Source organism: Luteimonas pelagia, from assembly GCF_054776035.1.
Window position 1 is genome coordinate 74889 of the sequence record NZ_BAAHCG010000003.1, and the last position, 14183, is coordinate 89071.

The 14183-nt window shown below is 71.1% G+C and carries 12 protein-coding genes; 6 read left to right on the top strand and 6 right to left on the bottom strand.

The features are described 5' to 3' along the window. Window positions 1-17 precede the first annotated feature (17 nt). The 3 genes from ACYU7H_RS09220 (at window position 18) to ACYU7H_RS09230 (ending at window position 1751) form a co-directional block, all read left to right on the top strand. On the top strand, window positions 18-527 hold the full coding sequence (locus ACYU7H_RS09220; RefSeq protein WP_460814135.1) for a hypothetical protein: 510 nt from the start codon (window positions 18-20) through the stop codon (window positions 525-527). Window positions 528-620: 93 nt separating this feature from the next. Then, the gene (locus ACYU7H_RS09225; protein ID WP_460814137.1) at window positions 621-1130 is read left to right on the top strand and encodes a hypothetical protein; all 510 of its coding nucleotides are present in this window, start codon (window positions 621-623) and stop codon (window positions 1128-1130) included. 3 nt (window positions 1131-1133) lie between these two features. Next, window positions 1134-1751: a hypothetical protein gene (locus ACYU7H_RS09230; RefSeq protein WP_460814139.1), complete on the top strand. Its 618-nt coding sequence runs from the start codon at window positions 1134-1136 to the stop codon at window positions 1749-1751. A 51-nt stretch (window positions 1752-1802) separates the two neighbouring features. Here ACYU7H_RS09230 and ACYU7H_RS09235 read toward each other — a convergent pair whose 3' ends face one another. Continuing rightward, window positions 1803-2375: an SAM-dependent methyltransferase gene (locus ACYU7H_RS09235; protein WP_460814140.1), complete on the bottom strand. Its 573-nt coding sequence runs from the start codon at window positions 2373-2375 to the stop codon at window positions 1803-1805. 92 nt (window positions 2376-2467) lie between these two features. On the opposite strand from ACYU7H_RS09235, the gene ACYU7H_RS09240 reads away from it, so the two are divergent. Beyond that, a complete protein-coding gene (locus ACYU7H_RS09240; protein WP_460814142.1) occupies window positions 2468-3925 on the top strand; it encodes a heparinase II/III domain-containing protein in 1458 nt (485 codons plus the stop codon). A gap of 6 nt (window positions 3926-3931) precedes the next feature. On the opposite strand, the gene ACYU7H_RS09245 is transcribed toward ACYU7H_RS09240, so the two are convergent. From ACYU7H_RS09245 to ACYU7H_RS09265, 5 genes are all read right to left on the bottom strand, one after another. Then, window positions 3932-5068: a hypothetical protein gene (locus ACYU7H_RS09245; RefSeq protein ID WP_460814144.1), complete on the bottom strand. Its 1137-nt coding sequence runs from the start codon at window positions 5066-5068 to the stop codon at window positions 3932-3934. Beyond that, window positions 5065-6957: a sulfate adenylyltransferase subunit CysN gene (cysN, locus tag ACYU7H_RS09250; RefSeq protein WP_460814146.1), complete on the bottom strand. Its 1893-nt coding sequence runs from the start codon at window positions 6955-6957 to the stop codon at window positions 5065-5067. The genes ACYU7H_RS09245 and cysN overlap by 4 nt, the downstream gene beginning before the upstream one ends. After that, window positions 6957-7868 carry a sulfate adenylyltransferase subunit CysD gene (gene cysD, locus ACYU7H_RS09255; protein WP_460814148.1) on the bottom strand — a complete coding sequence of 304 codons (912 nt, stop codon included), beginning with the start codon at window positions 7866-7868 and terminating at the stop codon, window positions 6957-6959. Before cysD ends, cysN begins: the two co-directional genes overlap by 1 nt. A gap of 79 nt (window positions 7869-7947) precedes the next feature. Then, complete coding sequence (locus tag ACYU7H_RS09260; RefSeq protein WP_460814150.1) at window positions 7948-9720, bottom strand: SLC13 family permease; 1773 nt, start codon at window positions 9718-9720, stop codon at window positions 7948-7950. Window positions 9721-10013: 293 nt separating this feature from the next. Continuing rightward, window positions 10014-12206 (bottom strand): FG-GAP-like repeat-containing protein, encoded by a 2193-nt coding sequence (locus ACYU7H_RS09265; RefSeq protein ID WP_460814152.1) that lies wholly within the window; start codon window positions 12204-12206, stop codon window positions 10014-10016. Between the two features lie 188 nt (window positions 12207-12394). Between ACYU7H_RS09265 and ACYU7H_RS09270 the strand changes: the two genes are divergently transcribed. Both ACYU7H_RS09270 and ACYU7H_RS09275 read left to right on the top strand, forming a co-directional pair. Continuing rightward, window positions 12395-13147, top strand: a complete 753-nt coding sequence (locus ACYU7H_RS09270; RefSeq protein ID WP_460814154.1) for an electron transfer flavoprotein subunit beta/FixA family protein — start codon at window positions 12395-12397, stop codon at window positions 13145-13147. A gap of 88 nt (window positions 13148-13235) precedes the next feature. Next, a complete protein-coding gene (locus ACYU7H_RS09275) occupies window positions 13236-14177 on the top strand; it encodes an electron transfer flavoprotein subunit alpha/FixB family protein (protein ID WP_460814155.1) in 942 nt (313 codons plus the stop codon). Window positions 14178-14183: the final 6 nt, after the last annotated feature.

A 14183-nucleotide genomic window follows, 5' to 3' on the forward strand; every position in this document is an offset into this window, starting at 1 on the left:
GATCAAGGAGATTTCCCATGCGTCATGCATTGTTGACCAGCGCCATCACGTGCCTCGCCGGCGCCGTGCTGGTGTCCGGCGAGGCCAGCGCCCTGACCTCCAGGACACTCCATCTGGCGGCCACCAGCGTCTGCCAGCCGGCGACGCCACTGCAGTTGGGCGGCCTCCGCTACAGGCCGCTGGGGATCTACAACAACAAGCCCGAGAGCATCTACGTGTCCTGCTCGCTGCAAACCGAGTTCCACGGCGACGTGGCCACGAACGAGATCCGGATCTACTTCGCCAACACCACGGCGGCACCGGTGGAAGTGACCTGCACCGCCCAGGGCGGAAGCCGGGTCGCGGGCTTCACCAACTACCCGGGGAGCGTGAACGTGGCGGCGGGGGCGACGACGGGCCTCGTGTTCACAGGGATCGACAAGGTCTCGAAATCGAACACCCACCTCAACATCTCCTGCCTGCTCCCCTCCGGCATCGAGATGGGGACCATCCAGTGGGTGCAGAACTCGCTCACCGACGATCTATGACGAGGGGCCGATACCACGGCCGTGGCTGACGGGGACGGAAGTGTGCCGAACGCTTCCCGCAGGCGCATGGCCCGACAGAACAGGGAGATGAACATGCGACAGGCAATCCTGAGCGCTTCGATGATGTGCCTCGTGGGCGCCGCGCTGGTGCCCGGGGATGCCGCCGCGCACACGTCGCGGACCTACTACGTGGCGGCGACCAGCGTCTGCCAGCCGGCGACGCCGCTCCAGCTCGGCGGGCTCCGGTACCGCCCGCTGGGGATCTACAACAACAAGCCGGAGAGCATCTACGTCTCCTGTTCCCTGCAGACGGACCTGGCGGGCGACCGGATGACGAACGACCTGCGGATCTACTTCAGCAACACCACGGACGCGCCCGTGGAGGTGACGTGCACCGCGCAGGGGGGCGGCCGGCAGGCGGGCGTCAAGAACTATCCCGGGAGCGTGAGCGTCAACGTGGGCCAGACGACGGGCCTGTCCTTCGTCGGCATGAGCAAGGTGGCGACCGCGGACACGCACATCAACATCTCCTGCCTGCTGCCGGCGGGCGTCGAGATGGGCACCATCCGCTGGGTCCAGAACTCCCTCGAAGACGATCTCTGACCCATGGCGCCGCAAGGTCGGGGAAGCGGCTACCTGATGGCGGCGATGGCGGCGGCGCTCGCGGCCGCCGTCGCCTGGTGGGTGGCGGGCGCCGGGGCGGGCCCCGGGGGCCCGACCGACCCGGTGACCGCGGCGCAGGCGTCCCGGTTGCAGGCACTCGAAGCGAGCCTCGCCGACGTGAGCGCGCGACTCGCCCGGCTCGAGTCCGCGCCGGGACACGCGCCCGGCGCACGACTCGCCATGCAGCGGCAGCTGGAGCAGGCACTCGAAGCGCCGGAAGTCGTCGCCGCGGAACGCGAGCGCCAGTTCGTGCTGATGGACAACGCGTTCGAGGACGAGACGGTCGACGCGAGATGGGCTCCGGGTGCCGAAAGGAAGCTCGATGCCGTCGGCTCGACCGACGCCATCCTGGCCATCGAGCCTGCCCCTCCCCGCGAGCGGCGGATCGAGTGCCGCGCCCGGACCTGCAGGATGGAATTCCTCTTCGCCCGCGAGAGCGATGCGACGGACTGGGCGCTCGCCTACGTGACCGGCATCGGCGGGAACCTCCGCGAGGTCCAGTACGACGTCAGGCGGCAGCCGGACGGCTCCGCACGGGTGGTCATGTTCGGCGCCAGGTGACCGGTCGGGTGCGGGGCGCGGCGAGCCGACCGCGCGTGAGCCCCGGGCGCGTCACGCGTCGAGGGTCATCGCGAACATGCGTTGCGCGTCCTGGGCCGGCACGCCGGACACATGGCCCAGTTCACCGAGCGCCCCCGCGTCGTCCAGCCGGAGGCCGGCGGCGGCGGCCGCGGCGCGATAGGCCGCCAGCGGGCGCCACATCACCGGGAAGCCCTGCCATCCGCCGGGCGCGCGTTCGCCGACGTTGGCATTGGCGTGGAACACCCCGCCCGTCGCGAGATGCCGCGCGACGAACGCCAACGCCTCGTGCAGTCGTGCGTCGTCCAGGTGGATCAGCACCGAGAACGCCCAGGCGACATCGAACCGTTGCCCCAGGTCGACGCCATCCAGGTGATCGAGGGCCAGCAGGCGCGCCGCCTTGTCCTCCAGGCCGTGGAGGGCGAGTTCGGCGTGCGCCTCGTCGATGACCTCGCGCCGGACGTCCACGCCGACGTAGCGTCCCGGTTCGAGGTAGGCGATCAACGGGATGCCGCCGCGCAAGGTCCCGCACCCGAGATCGAGCAGCCGATCCGAAGGGCGCAGGCCCTGCCCGCGCAGGTAGTCGATCTGGAAGCGGCGCTTCATGTCCCAGAGCCTGGGTGAGCCGACGAGGCCGTGTCTATGGGTTCCGTCATTCATCGGAATCGGGCGTCCTCCGCTCGGATAGGATTGCGCGGATGGATATTGACAGCCCCCAGTTCCGCGCGCATCTGCATTCCGTTGTCGCGGAGACAAGCCCGGAGGCGAAGCCGGAGTTCAACCGCCTTTCCGAGGATGGCTGGCGATATCGGCAGGAGGACGACCCGCGTCCGCTCTACGAAGTTCCTGACTGGGGTGCGCAGGAAGACGGCAACTGGCGCTGGCACCACCAGTCCCTCGCGCTGACTGGGGTGTACATCCGACTCCATCAGGAACGCGGCGACGCGCGCGCGATCCCGTTCCTCGAAACGTTGATCGATGACTGGGCCGAGAACTCGGACGCCGATCCGGTCTACGGGTGGCGGGACCATACGGCCGCCCTGAGACTGAAGCGTCTTGTCCGCCTGTTCGGCGTCGCCTTCGAACTGTTTTCACCAGCATTCCGCGACAGGCTGCTCCGCCTGGTGGACGTCCATGCGCAACGCCTCCGCGGCGACCTGGCGCGCAGCCATCACAACCACGCGCTCGACCAGATCTTCGCCCTCGCCCTGGCAAAGCGCTACTTTCCTTTCCTCGATATTCCCGAGACGGAACTCGAGGAGCGACTGGCGGTCGAGCGCAACCATCTTCTCTCCGCGGAGGGTGTGGTCACCGAGAACTCGCCCGGCTACCAGTCCTGGATCCCGGCGCGCATCGTGGAATGCGAACGATTGCTCTCCGGTCGCATCGACGAGGCCCTGCTGCAGCAGGACCGGGAGTTCACGGCGTGGGTGGCGCGGCCCGACGGCACCTGGCCCGAACTCGGGGACACCCTGCCCGGCAAGCGGATCGAACCGGTACCCGCCGCCCGCCGCGGACTGCGGGTGTTCCCCCATGCGGGGTACGCGGCCTACCGGTCCGCGCGCACGTGGCTCGTCGCCAAGTGCGGCTTCCTGGCGAACGCGCACCGGCACGCGGACGATGGCACGTTCCTCCTGGCGATCGACGGCGAGGACGTCTTCATCGAAGCCGGGATGTTCGGCTATGCCCGGGGCTGGGAACGCGACTACGCGCGGAGCGCGGACGCGCACAACCTCAGCGTGCGCACTGGCAGCAACGTCATCCGGAGCACGACGTCGCGCCGCTGGCGCAGGCACGCCCCGCGCTGGGGGATGACGCCGACGGCGGATGGCGTGTCCTGCCGCAGCTTCATGTTCGACGACGCGACCTACGTCCGGGACTTTTCCTTTTCCGGGGACCGCGTGCGGATCACCGACCGGTTCGACGCGCCCGGCGACGTGGTGACCCGGTTCCACGTCCCGCCGGGCCTGGACGTCGAGCCGGGGGACGGCTGCGTCCGGATCGGTCCGGCCCTGCTGCGCCATGGCCTGCCGGACGTCCGCGTGGTCGCCGGGCACCGCACCACCGCCTACCTGCGCTACGGACCGGCGCGCGTGGTCGAGTTGCCCTGGCCCGCGGAACGGACGGCATCGGAGTTCACCATCGAGCCGGCCTGACGCCGGTCAGCCGAAGGGATCGCGCTGGCGGGCCATGTCGTGGCGGATGACGGCGTCGGCAAGCACGTCCGACAGCCAGCGCGTGTAGATGTTCGCGCCCTCCGGGGCGAGATGGCTTCCGTCCACCCAGAAGCGCCTGTGGTCCAGGCGGGCCAGCAGCGCGCGGTTGCGGAACCCGATGCAGACCTTGCCCGCATGGTCCCTGCAGACCTGCTGCACGTACGCCATGTGGCCCACGTGGCGCGAGGGGGGCGAGAAGAACACGACTTCGGCACGTGGATTCCGGAACGCGTCGAGGTACCCGGGGACCAGGTTCCGGTCGAGGTAGACGGGCGCGCCCGCGGATCGCACCGCCCGCATCCGTTCGATGTTCATCGGCAAGCCCACCACGCGTGCCCGCTCCCGCAGGCGCTCCTCCGGGTTGAAGCCCGCCAGGGGCCTGATCCCGCCGGACGGCGCGAACCAGTGCCAGCTCCCGAGCCGGAACGTCGACACTCCGGCGTGCCATGCCACCTCCGGCGCGAGTTCCCTCGCCTGCTTCCGCAGCAGGGGCCGGTTCGCGGCACTGGCCGCGCGCAGCCAACGCCACGCGCCCGCGGCGTCGAGGTAGGCGAAGGCGCGCGCGGTGCCACGGTTCTCGCTGAACTGCGCGAGCAGTTCCGTGTCGTACCCGCGGTGGACCTCCCACAGCACGACCATCGGGATCGCCGCCAGGCGCGCGCGCTCCGCGGAGGACAGGCCATCGACGAGCGAGCGCGCGATGGCCTGGCGCTCGATGTGGTTCGCGCCCGCGAGCGACACCTGCACGACCGCGACCGCGAGCCCGGTGCGGTGGCGCAGGCGCGTCTGCAGCAGCGAACCGTCGACGCCCCGGGCGGTCACGCTCGCGCCGTTCACCACGACGAGCAGTTCCGTGCCCGGATCGGCCAGCGCCGCGCGCAACCCGGGCAGCGAATGCAGGACGAGGCGGGTCGACTCGGCGTCGACCCGTGCGCCGAACCGGGGCGCGAGGACGTGGTGCGCGGCGACCGTACCCGCAAGGCCGGCGACCAGCGCCAGGGGCAGCCATCGGACCGTCGGTGCCGCCGCGTACGTCTGCACGGCCAGCAGCACGAGCACGACGATGGCCGCCGCTTCGATCACCGCGCCAGCTTGGCGATCACCGCCTCCGCGGCCTCGGCGGCACTCGAGGCCGTGGTGTCGAGCCGGAGCTCCGGCGTGGAAGGCGGTTCGTAGCTGGAATCGACGCCCGTGAAGTTGCGGATGAGCCCGGCGCGCGCCTTCGCGTACAGCCCCTTGGCGTCACGCTGCTCGGCCACTTCCAGCGGGGTGTCCACGAACACCTCCAGGAACTCGCCCTCCCCGAACATCTCCCGCGCCATATGCCGCTCGGCGCGGAACGGCGAGATGAAGCTCACCAGCACGATCAGGCCGGCGTCCACCATCAGCCTGGCGACCTCGGCGACGCGGCGGATGTTCTCCACGCGGTCCTCGTCGGTGAAGCCGAGGTCCTTGTTGAGGCCGTGGCGCACGTTGTCGCCGTCCAGGATGTACGTGTGGTGGCCCATCGCCAGCAGTTTCTTCTCGACCAGGTTGGCGATGGTCGACTTGCCGGAGCCCGACAGGCCGGTGAACCAGACGCAGCGCGGAGACTGGTGCTTGATCCGCGCGCGCGCCGCCTTGTCGACGTCGACGTGCTGCCAGTGGATGTTGCCCGCGCGGCGCAGCGCGAAGTCCAGGGTGCCCGCGGCGACCGTCGCGTTGGTCTGGCGGTCGACCAGGATGAAGGCGCCGAGCTCGCGGTTGTCCGCGTACGCCTCGAACGCGACCGGCTGGTCCAGGTAGAGGTTGCAGTAGGCCACCTCGTTGAGGTCCAGGTGCTTGGCCGCGAGGTGGTCCTGCGTGTTGACGTCGACCTTGTGCTTGATCTCGGTGACCTGCGCGCCGACGGTCCGGCTGCCGATCTTCAGCCAGTAGGGGCGCCCGGGCAGCAACGGTGCGTCGTCCATCCAGAGCAGGTGCGCGGCGAACTGGTCGGCGACCTCCGGTGGGCTCGCGGCGGCGGCGAGCACGTCGCCCCGGCTGGCGTCGACCTCGTCCTCGAGCGTCAGGATCACGGCCTGCCCGGCGCCTGCACGGGCCAGGTCGCCGCCCTCGGCCACCACGCGGGCGACCTTCGAGCGACGGCCCGACGGCAGCACCGCGACCTCGGTGCCCGGGGCGACCTCGCCCGACACGATCGTGCCGGCGAAGCCGCGGAATTCGTGGTTCGGTCGGCAGACCCACTGCACCGGCATGCGGAACGCCGTGCCGCCGGTGCCGCGCTCGACCTGCACGGACTCCAGGTGGCCGAGCAGCGACGGGCCGTCGTACCACGGCGTCGCCGCGGAGGGCTCGAGCATGTTGTCGCCCTTCAGCGCCGACAGCGGGATCGCGGTGACGTCGGGGATCCCGAGCTGCGCCGCCAGTTCCCGGTAGCCCGACTCGATCGCGTCGAACACGCCCTGGTCGTAGTCGACCAGGTCCATCTTGTTCACCGCCAGCACCACGTGGCGGATGCCCAGCAGCGACACGATGTAGCTGTGGCGGCGCGTCTGCGTCAGCAGTCCCTTGCGCGCGTCCACCAGCACGATGGCGAGGTCCGCGGTCGATGCGCCGGTGGCCATGTTGCGCGTGTACTGCTCGTGCCCGGGGCAGTCGGCGACGATGAACTTGCGGCGCTCGGTGCCGAAGAACCGGTAGGCCACGTCGATGGTGATGCCCTGCTCGCGCTCGGCGGCAAGGCCGTCGACCAGCAGCGCGAAGTCGATGTCCTCGCCCTGGGTGCCGTGGCGGCGGCTGTCGCTCTCCAGCGCGGCCAGCTGGTCGTCGAGCAGCAGCTTGGTGTCGTGCAGCAGGCGCCCGATCAGGGTGCTCTTGCCGTCGTCGACGCTGCCGCAGGTGATGAAGCGCAGCAGGTCCTTGGTCTCGTGCTGCTGCAGGTAGGCCGCGACCTGGGCGCGCGCGTCGGCGGTGGTGTCCATGGCGCCCATCAGAAATAGCCCTCCTGCTTCTTCTTCTCCATCGAGGCCGACGGGTCGTGGTCGATCACCCGGCCCTGCCGCTCGGAGGTCGTCGCCACCAGCATCTCGGCGATGATCTTCTCCAGCGTGTCCGCCTCGGACTCGATGGCGCCGGTCAGCGGGTAGCAGCCGAGGGTGCGGAAGCGGACGCGGCGCATCGCGGGCGTCTCGCCGTCGCGCAGCGGCAGCCGGTCGTCGTCGACCATGATCAGCGCGCCGTCGCGCTCCACGACCGGGCGCTCCTTGGCCAGGTACAACGAGGGCACCGGGATGTTCTCGCGGAAGATGTAGAGCCAGACGTCCAGTTCGGTCCAGTTGGAGATCGGGAACACGCGCACCGACTCGCCCTTGTGGATCCGGGTGTTGTAGAGGTTCCAGAGTTCGGGCCGCTGGTTCTTCGGGTCCCAGCGATGCTGCGCGTTGCGGAAGCTGAAGATGCGCTCCTTGGCGCGCGACTTCTCCTCGTCGCGGCGCGCCCCGCCGATGGCCGCGTCGAAACCCCACTTGTCCAGCGCCTGCTTGAGCGCCTGGGTCTTCATCACGTCGGTGTGGACGGTCGCGCCGTGGCTGACCGGCCCGATGCCCTGGGCCAGGCCGTCCGGGTTGGTCCAGGTGCGCAGTTCCACGCCCGTCTCCCGGGCCCGGCGGTCGCGGAACGCGATCATCTCGCCGAACTTCCAGCCGGTGTCCACGTGCAGCAGCGGGATCGGGGGCCGGGCGGGGTAGAAGGCCTTCACCAGCAGGTGGAGCAGGACCGAACTGTCCTTGCCGACCGAATACATCATCACCGGGTTGCGGAACTCGGCGGCGACCTCGCGCAGGATGTGGATGCTCTCCGCCTCGAGGCGGTCGAGGTGGGACAGGGCGTGCGGGTCCGGCATGGGGTGGGACGATCCTCTGGACGATGGCTCCGCGCTCCGCGCGGCCCGGCATTCTAACGTCCGCCGCCCCGGCCCGCCCCTAGAACGGCCAGAAGACCGGGATCGCCGTGAGCACGGCGATGCCCACGACCAGCGAGAGCGGCGCGCCGACGCGCAGGTAGTCCATGAACCGGTAGCCGCCCGGCCCGTAGATCATCAGGTTGGTCTGGTAGCCGATGGGCGTCATGAACCCCGCGGACGCGCCCATCATCACCGCCATCACGAAGGGCATCGGGTCGACGCCCAACTGGCGCGCCGCCGCCAGGCCGATGGGGAACATCAGCACCGCGGCCGCGTTGTTGGTCAGCAGTTCCGTGAAGACCACCGCCACCACGTACACGAGGACGAGCGTCCAGAACGGGTCCGAGCCGGCCCAGCCACCCAGTTGCGAGGCCACCGCCGCGGCGACGCCGCTCGCCTCGAGGGCCGCCCCGAGGGCGAAGGACGATGCGATCACGACCAGCAGGCGGACATCGAGGCTGCGCCGCAGTTCCTCCAGCGCGACGCAGCCGGTGGCCACGGCCAGGATCGCCGCCGCCAGCGCCGAATACAGGATGTCCACCCCCAGCACCGTGTTGGCCAGGATCATCGCGCCCACCAGGCCCAGCGCGATCAGCGCACGCTTCCGGTCCACCCGGGGGGCGCCGTCGACCTCGTTCACGACCAGGAAGTCCGGTGACGTCCCGTGGCGGCGGACGAAACCCGGGTCCGTCTCCACCAGCAGCGTGTCGCCGGCCTGCAGCAGCACTTCGCCCGGCTTGCCCTGGAGACGCCTGCCGCCACGCGAGACCGCGATCACCGCGGCGTTGTAGACCGAGCGGAAGCGCGACTGCACCAACGTGTGCCCAACCGCCGGGGAATAGCGCGAAAGCACCAGTTCGACGAGCGTCCTGCGCCGATCGCCTTCGAGCTTGAACAGCTGGTCGGTCGCCGGCCGCAGGCCGGGAAGCCTGCGCAGCTCGCGGACCGCGTCGGTGGCGCCGACGAAGACGAGCCGGTCGCCCGCGCACAGCCGGGTTTCCGGGGACACCGCGAACCTCGGGCTCCCGTCCCGCCACAGTTCCACCAGGTACGAACCGCTGAGGTGGCGCAGGCCGGCGGCCTCGATGGTGTTCCCCACGACGGGCGACCCCGCCTCCACCAGCATCTCGACGGCGAACTCCGCCGTGTGGCTCGCCTGCTGCAACGCGGAGGCGCGCTGCGGCAGCAGCCAGCGGCCGACCAGGAGCAAGTAGGCGATGCCGGCGAGGGCCGCGGCGGCGCCGACCCCCAGCGGGTCGAACATGCCGAGCGCCTCGATTCCCGGCTGCTGCAGCACCAGCCCGGCCACGATCAGGTTGGTGCTGGTGCCCACCAGGGTGCACATCCCGCCCAGCACCGTGGCGTAGTTCATCGGCATCAGCAGCTTGGACGGCGCCACGCCGCTCCGGCGACTCCACTGTTCCACCGCGGAGGTCAGCATCGCCACGATCGGCGTGTTGTTGATGAACGCGGACAGCGGGGCGCTGATCGCCATCGTGCGGGCCTGCGCGAGGAACGCGCCGCGCGGCCTGCCCAGCACCCAGTCGCCGATCCAGCGGATGGCCCCGGTGGTCCGCAGGGCGGCGACCAGCACGAACAGCACCGCCACGGTGAGCACGCCCCGGTTCCAGAAGCCCGCCAGCGCCTCGGCCGGGGCGAGGACGCCCGATCCGATCAGGATGGCGACCGCACCGAGCAGCACGCGGTGCGGACCGATGCGTTCCCACAGCAATAGGCCGAGCGTTGCCAGCACCACGCCGACGGTCAGCCATCCCTCCCAGCCCAGTGTCATCGGCGGCGCGTGTCCTTGCGTGGCATCCGGCGGGCGTCCGCCTAGGCGGTCCTTCCCGGGCGGCCGCGGCACGGCCGCGGCCCGATGCGCGCGCCGGCGTCTCCACTCTGAAAGGAGGGTCGTGACATGGGCGTGCCTTCGGAAGGCCGGGTCGGGGGGCCGTAAGGATACCCGCCCGCCGTACGGCGGGCGCCACGCCACGACGACGGCGACGTCGGCCACCGCGTTCCGCCCCGGCATGGCCGGGCGCGGCGGACGATCCTGCAACCGCCCGCGCGCCGTTTGCGCAGGCTTCAACGCCCGCCGGTGAAGAGCGACCAGGACGTGTCCCGGAACCCGACGTAGCGGTGCTGGAAGGCGCCGCCCGTGTTGAGCCAGGCACTGACCGTTCCGTCCGCGCGGCGCCAGACGAGGTCCAGGTGGCGATCGCCATTGAGGTCCGCGACCCAGAGCAACTGGCGGTCGGCATCGGACGAGAACACCGCCAGCCCCGCGCGCTCGCCGCCCTCCATCACCCAGACCACCACCCTGTGGTCCAGGGCGCTGCGCCACACCATGTCGTCGTCGCCGTCGCCGTCGAAGTCCGCCGCGCCCGCCGGACGCCAGTACTTGGACATCGCCGCCCCGGGGACCACAGCGTAGTCGTCCCCGGTCGGGAACCAGGTCTCCGTGGCACCGGTCTTCCGGGTGCGGAAGAGCAGGTCGGTGAGCCCGTCGCCGTTGAAATCGCCGGACATCAGCAGGTCCGCGTCGAGCGACTGGGGGAACGCCCTGACGGCGCGCCTGACCGGAGGCGACGGCGACATCTCCCAGTACATCAGCCGCCCGTCGACGGCGCTGCGCCAGTACATGTCGGAGATGCCGTCGCCGTTGCGGTCGCCGGCCGCCTGGAGCCGCCAGCCCCACGACATCGTGTACTGGTAGTAGGGCTGGGTGTAGGTCGGTCCACCCCACCAGAAGGTCACGACGCCATCCCAGTAATGATCGCGCCAGGCGATGTCGCTGCCGGGGACGTCGTTGAACTCCCCGCCCACGTACGGCACCAGCGGGGTGACCGGCGTGTATGCCGCCTGCGACTCCACCGTGCTGCCGTGCATCATCCAGATCTCGAGGCTTCCTGCCCTGAACCACGACAGGTCGCTGGTGCCGTTCCCGTCCACGTCGCCTTCCGGCAGCGCCGCGACACTCGCCGTGGCGCGGAACGCCGCCACGGCGCCGAGGGTCCGCGCGTCGCCGCGCAGGCGCCCACCGTCGTCCCGGCGGATGCCCAGGTTGTGGTGCAGCGCCTGCGCGAAGGCGTCCTCGCCGCAGGCAACCCATCGTCCGGCGGTATCGAACGCACCGTCAGCCACCACCGACGCGCCGAAGGCCGCAGCGTCCGCGTCGGGCGGACTCGAGCCGTCGAGCTGCCAGGCGATTCCGCAGCCACCCTTCCCCGCTGCGCTCGCCTTGCGCACGAGCATCACCAGGTCGGCGCCGCTGCGGTCGCGCGCCGCATGCAGTGCGCGAAGTCCGGGCAGCCCCGGGGCGATTGACGAGCCGCCACCGGTGAGCGCCACCAGCGCGGCCCTGTCGCCGGTCGCGTCCGGATACGCCACCGGCATCGCATGCACGAGGCGGAGCCGGACGCCGACCCCGCTGTCCGCGAGCGCCTGGTTGGCGCTGTCCACGAAATGATGGATCCGGGCCAGCGCTGCCGAAGGGCCACCGCGCGCGGCCGCGAAGCCGCCGGTGTAGGCGACCAGCACGTCGATCGTGCGGATCGCGCCACCATCGTCCGGCCTGCTTGGCCGATGCGCGTCCGCCGCCGTCGCGTCGACGCCCGCGGGCGCTGCCGACGCGCTTACCGCCGGATCGGGCGACGCGCCCGCGGGGACGGCGACCACCGGGAACGCGGCCGGGTCGGCGCCCCCCGCGGCGTCCATGCCGGCCCACGCGACGCCGTCCGCCATGGCCAGGCGCAGGGGCGCGAGCCCGCGACCCCCCGGAATCGATCCGGACACGGCGCCGGGCCCGAAGGTCACGATCGCGTGCTGGTCCGGCACGTCGGGATGGCGGCCGATCCAGCTCCAGTGCCCGTCGGCGTGCTCCACGTGGCGGAGGTACTCGAGCACGGCCGTCGCGCCATCCGGCGTCGTCACGCGCAGGCGGCCCGACACGATGGCGGCCAGGGCGTGCGCCTCGCTGGCCCGGACGGGCACCCCGTCGTGGCCGCCGCGCCGCGCGGGCCGGTCGACCGGGTACGCCAGCAGTTCACCGGGATCCTGCGCGTCGGCGACCGCGCGTGTTGGCGCGATGCCTGCGGTCCCGGCGGGTCGACGTGGCCCGTCGGTGCGTGCCCCGTCCACCCCCGCGCGCATCACCTGGTCGGGACCCGGCTGCGCGGACCGCTCGCGCGTGGCGCTGCCGAGGACGGCAACGACGGCAAGGACGGCAAGGACGGCAAGGACGGCAAGGACGAGAACCCCTTGGCGCAAGGTCTTCATCACTGGAACCTCAGTGGGTCGGGACACCACCGCGGCGAGCCGTTTCCGGGCCCGTCGAAGGGCTCACGCGACCGACATCGGGCACCGGCCATCCGCGCGAGGCGACCTGCGGCTGGCGGGGCGCTCGGCTAGAATGGCCGGTCACCGCCTCCGGGCCGGTCCCCGCTCCCAAAGGAATCCCCCGCACGATGAAGATCCTCGTCGGCTACAAGCGCGTGGTGGACTACAACGTCCGCGTCCAGGTCAAGCCGGACGGGTCCGGCGTGGTCACCGACGGCGTGAAGCTGTCCGCCAACCCGTTCGACGAGATCGCCCTCGAGGAGGCCCTGCGCCTGCGCGACAAGGGCGTGGCCACCGAGGTGGTGGTCGCCACCATCGCCCCGGCCGACGCCCAGGCCCACCTGCGCAACGGCCTGGCCATGGGCGCCAACCGCGCGATCCACGTGGTCACCGAGGCCGGGCGGGAGATCCAGCCGCTGGTCGCCGCCCGCACCCTGCTGAAGCTGGTCGAGAAGGAGCAGCCGGACCTGGTGATCCTCGGCAAGCAGGCGATCGACGACGACGCCAACCAGACCGGCCAGATGCTGGCCACCCTCTGGGGGCGCCCGCAGGCCACCTTCGCCTCGAAGCTCGAGGTCGCTGACGGCAAGGCCACCGTGGTCCGCGAGGTCGATGCCGGCCTGGAGACGCTGGAAGTGGACCTGCCGGCGGTGGTGACCACGGACCTGCGCCTCAACGAGCCGCGCTTCATCAAGCTGCCGGACATCATGAAGGCGAAGTCCAAGCCGCTGGAGGCGATCCCGTTCGCCGACCTCGGCGTGGAGGACAGTGGCGGCCTGCGCACCACGCACCACGCCCCGCCGCCGAAGCGCAGCCGCGGCGTGATGGTGAAGGACGCGGCCGAGCTGGTGGCCGCGCTCAAGCAGAAGGGCCTGCTCTGACCGCGGCGGCGGTCGCAGCCCGGAACCCGACCAAGGCGCGCGCACGGCCCACGGGCCGCGCCGCGCGCGAAGCAAGAAGGAATCGAAGATGGCCAAGGTCCTGATCGTCGCCGAACACCTCGACGGCAAGCTCAACGGGTCGACCGCGAAGTGCGTGTCCGCCGCGCAGGCGATGTCCCCCGAGGCGATCGACATCGCCGTGCTGGCCGACGACCCGGGCGCGGTCGCGGCCGAGGCCGCGAAGCTCGAGGGCGTCGGCAAGGTGCTGGCGGTGGCGAACGCCGCCAACGCCCACGCCGTGGCCCAGGTGCTGGCGCCGCAGGTCGCGAAGCTGGCCGACGGATACACCCACGTGTTCGGCCCGTCGACGACCTTCGGCAAGGACCTGATGCCGTGCGTGGCGGCGCTGCTGGGTGTCTCGCAGGTGTCCGACGTGATGGAGGTCGAGGGCACGCACGTGTTCAAGCGGCCGATCTACGCCGGCAACGCGATCGTCACCGTCGAGGCGCCGGCGGAGGCCCCCGTGGTCGCGACCGTGCGCACGGCGTCGTGGCAGGAGGCCGCCGCCGGCGGCGCCGCCGAGGTGGTGGACACGACCGTCGATGCCGACCTGCCGGCGCACACCCGATTCAAGGACCTGGCTTCCGGCGACTCCGACCGCCCTGACCTGCAGAGCGCCAGGCGCGTCGTCTCGGGTGGCCGCGGCGTCGGCTCGAAGGAGAACTTCGACGTCATCTTCAAGTTCGCCGACCGCCTGGGCGCGGCCGTGGGCGCGTCGCGCGCCGCGGTCGACGCGGGCTACGTGCCCAACGAGCTGCAGGTCGGCCAGACGGGCAAGATCATCGCGCCCGAGCTCTACGTCGCCATCGGCATCAGCGGCGCGATCCAGCACCTGACCGGCATCAAGGACGCCGGCACGATCGTGGCGATCAACAAGGATCCCGATGCCGCGATCTTCGAGGTGGCGGACATCGGGCTGGTGGGCGACCTGTTCAAGGTGCTGCCGGAACTCGAAGCGCAGCTCGGCTGATGGCCT

What these genes read in the sequence shown, in the direction of transcription:
- cysN (WP_460814146.1), bottom strand. Translation starts at nt 6,957, where the DNA reads ATGGGCGCCATGGACACCACCGCCGACGCGCGCGCCCAGGTCGCGGCC.
- ACYU7H_RS09260 (WP_460814150.1), bottom strand. Translation starts at nt 9,720, where the DNA reads ATGACACTGGGCTGGGAGGGATGGCTGACCGTCGGCGTGGTGCTGGCA.
- ACYU7H_RS09230 (WP_460814139.1), top strand. Translation starts at nt 1,134, where the DNA reads ATGGCGCCGCAAGGTCGGGGAAGCGGCTACCTGATGGCGGCGATGGCG.
- ACYU7H_RS09225 (WP_460814137.1), top strand. Translation starts at nt 621, where the DNA reads ATGCGACAGGCAATCCTGAGCGCTTCGATGATGTGCCTCGTGGGCGCC.
- ACYU7H_RS09270 (WP_460814154.1), top strand. Translation starts at nt 12,395, where the DNA reads ATGAAGATCCTCGTCGGCTACAAGCGCGTGGTGGACTACAACGTCCGC.
- ACYU7H_RS09265 (WP_460814152.1), bottom strand. Translation starts at nt 12,206, where the DNA reads ATGAAGACCTTGCGCCAAGGGGTTCTCGTCCTTGCCGTCCTTGCCGTC.
- ACYU7H_RS09275 (WP_460814155.1), top strand. Translation starts at nt 13,236, where the DNA reads ATGGCCAAGGTCCTGATCGTCGCCGAACACCTCGACGGCAAGCTCAAC.
- cysD (WP_460814148.1), bottom strand. Translation starts at nt 7,868, where the DNA reads ATGCCGGACCCGCACGCCCTGTCCCACCTCGACCGCCTCGAGGCGGAG.
- ACYU7H_RS09235 (WP_460814140.1), bottom strand. Translation starts at nt 2,375, where the DNA reads ATGAAGCGCCGCTTCCAGATCGACTACCTGCGCGGGCAGGGCCTGCGC.
- ACYU7H_RS09220 (WP_460814135.1), top strand. Translation starts at nt 18, where the DNA reads ATGCGTCATGCATTGTTGACCAGCGCCATCACGTGCCTCGCCGGCGCC.
- ACYU7H_RS09240 (WP_460814142.1), top strand. Translation starts at nt 2,468, where the DNA reads ATGGATATTGACAGCCCCCAGTTCCGCGCGCATCTGCATTCCGTTGTC.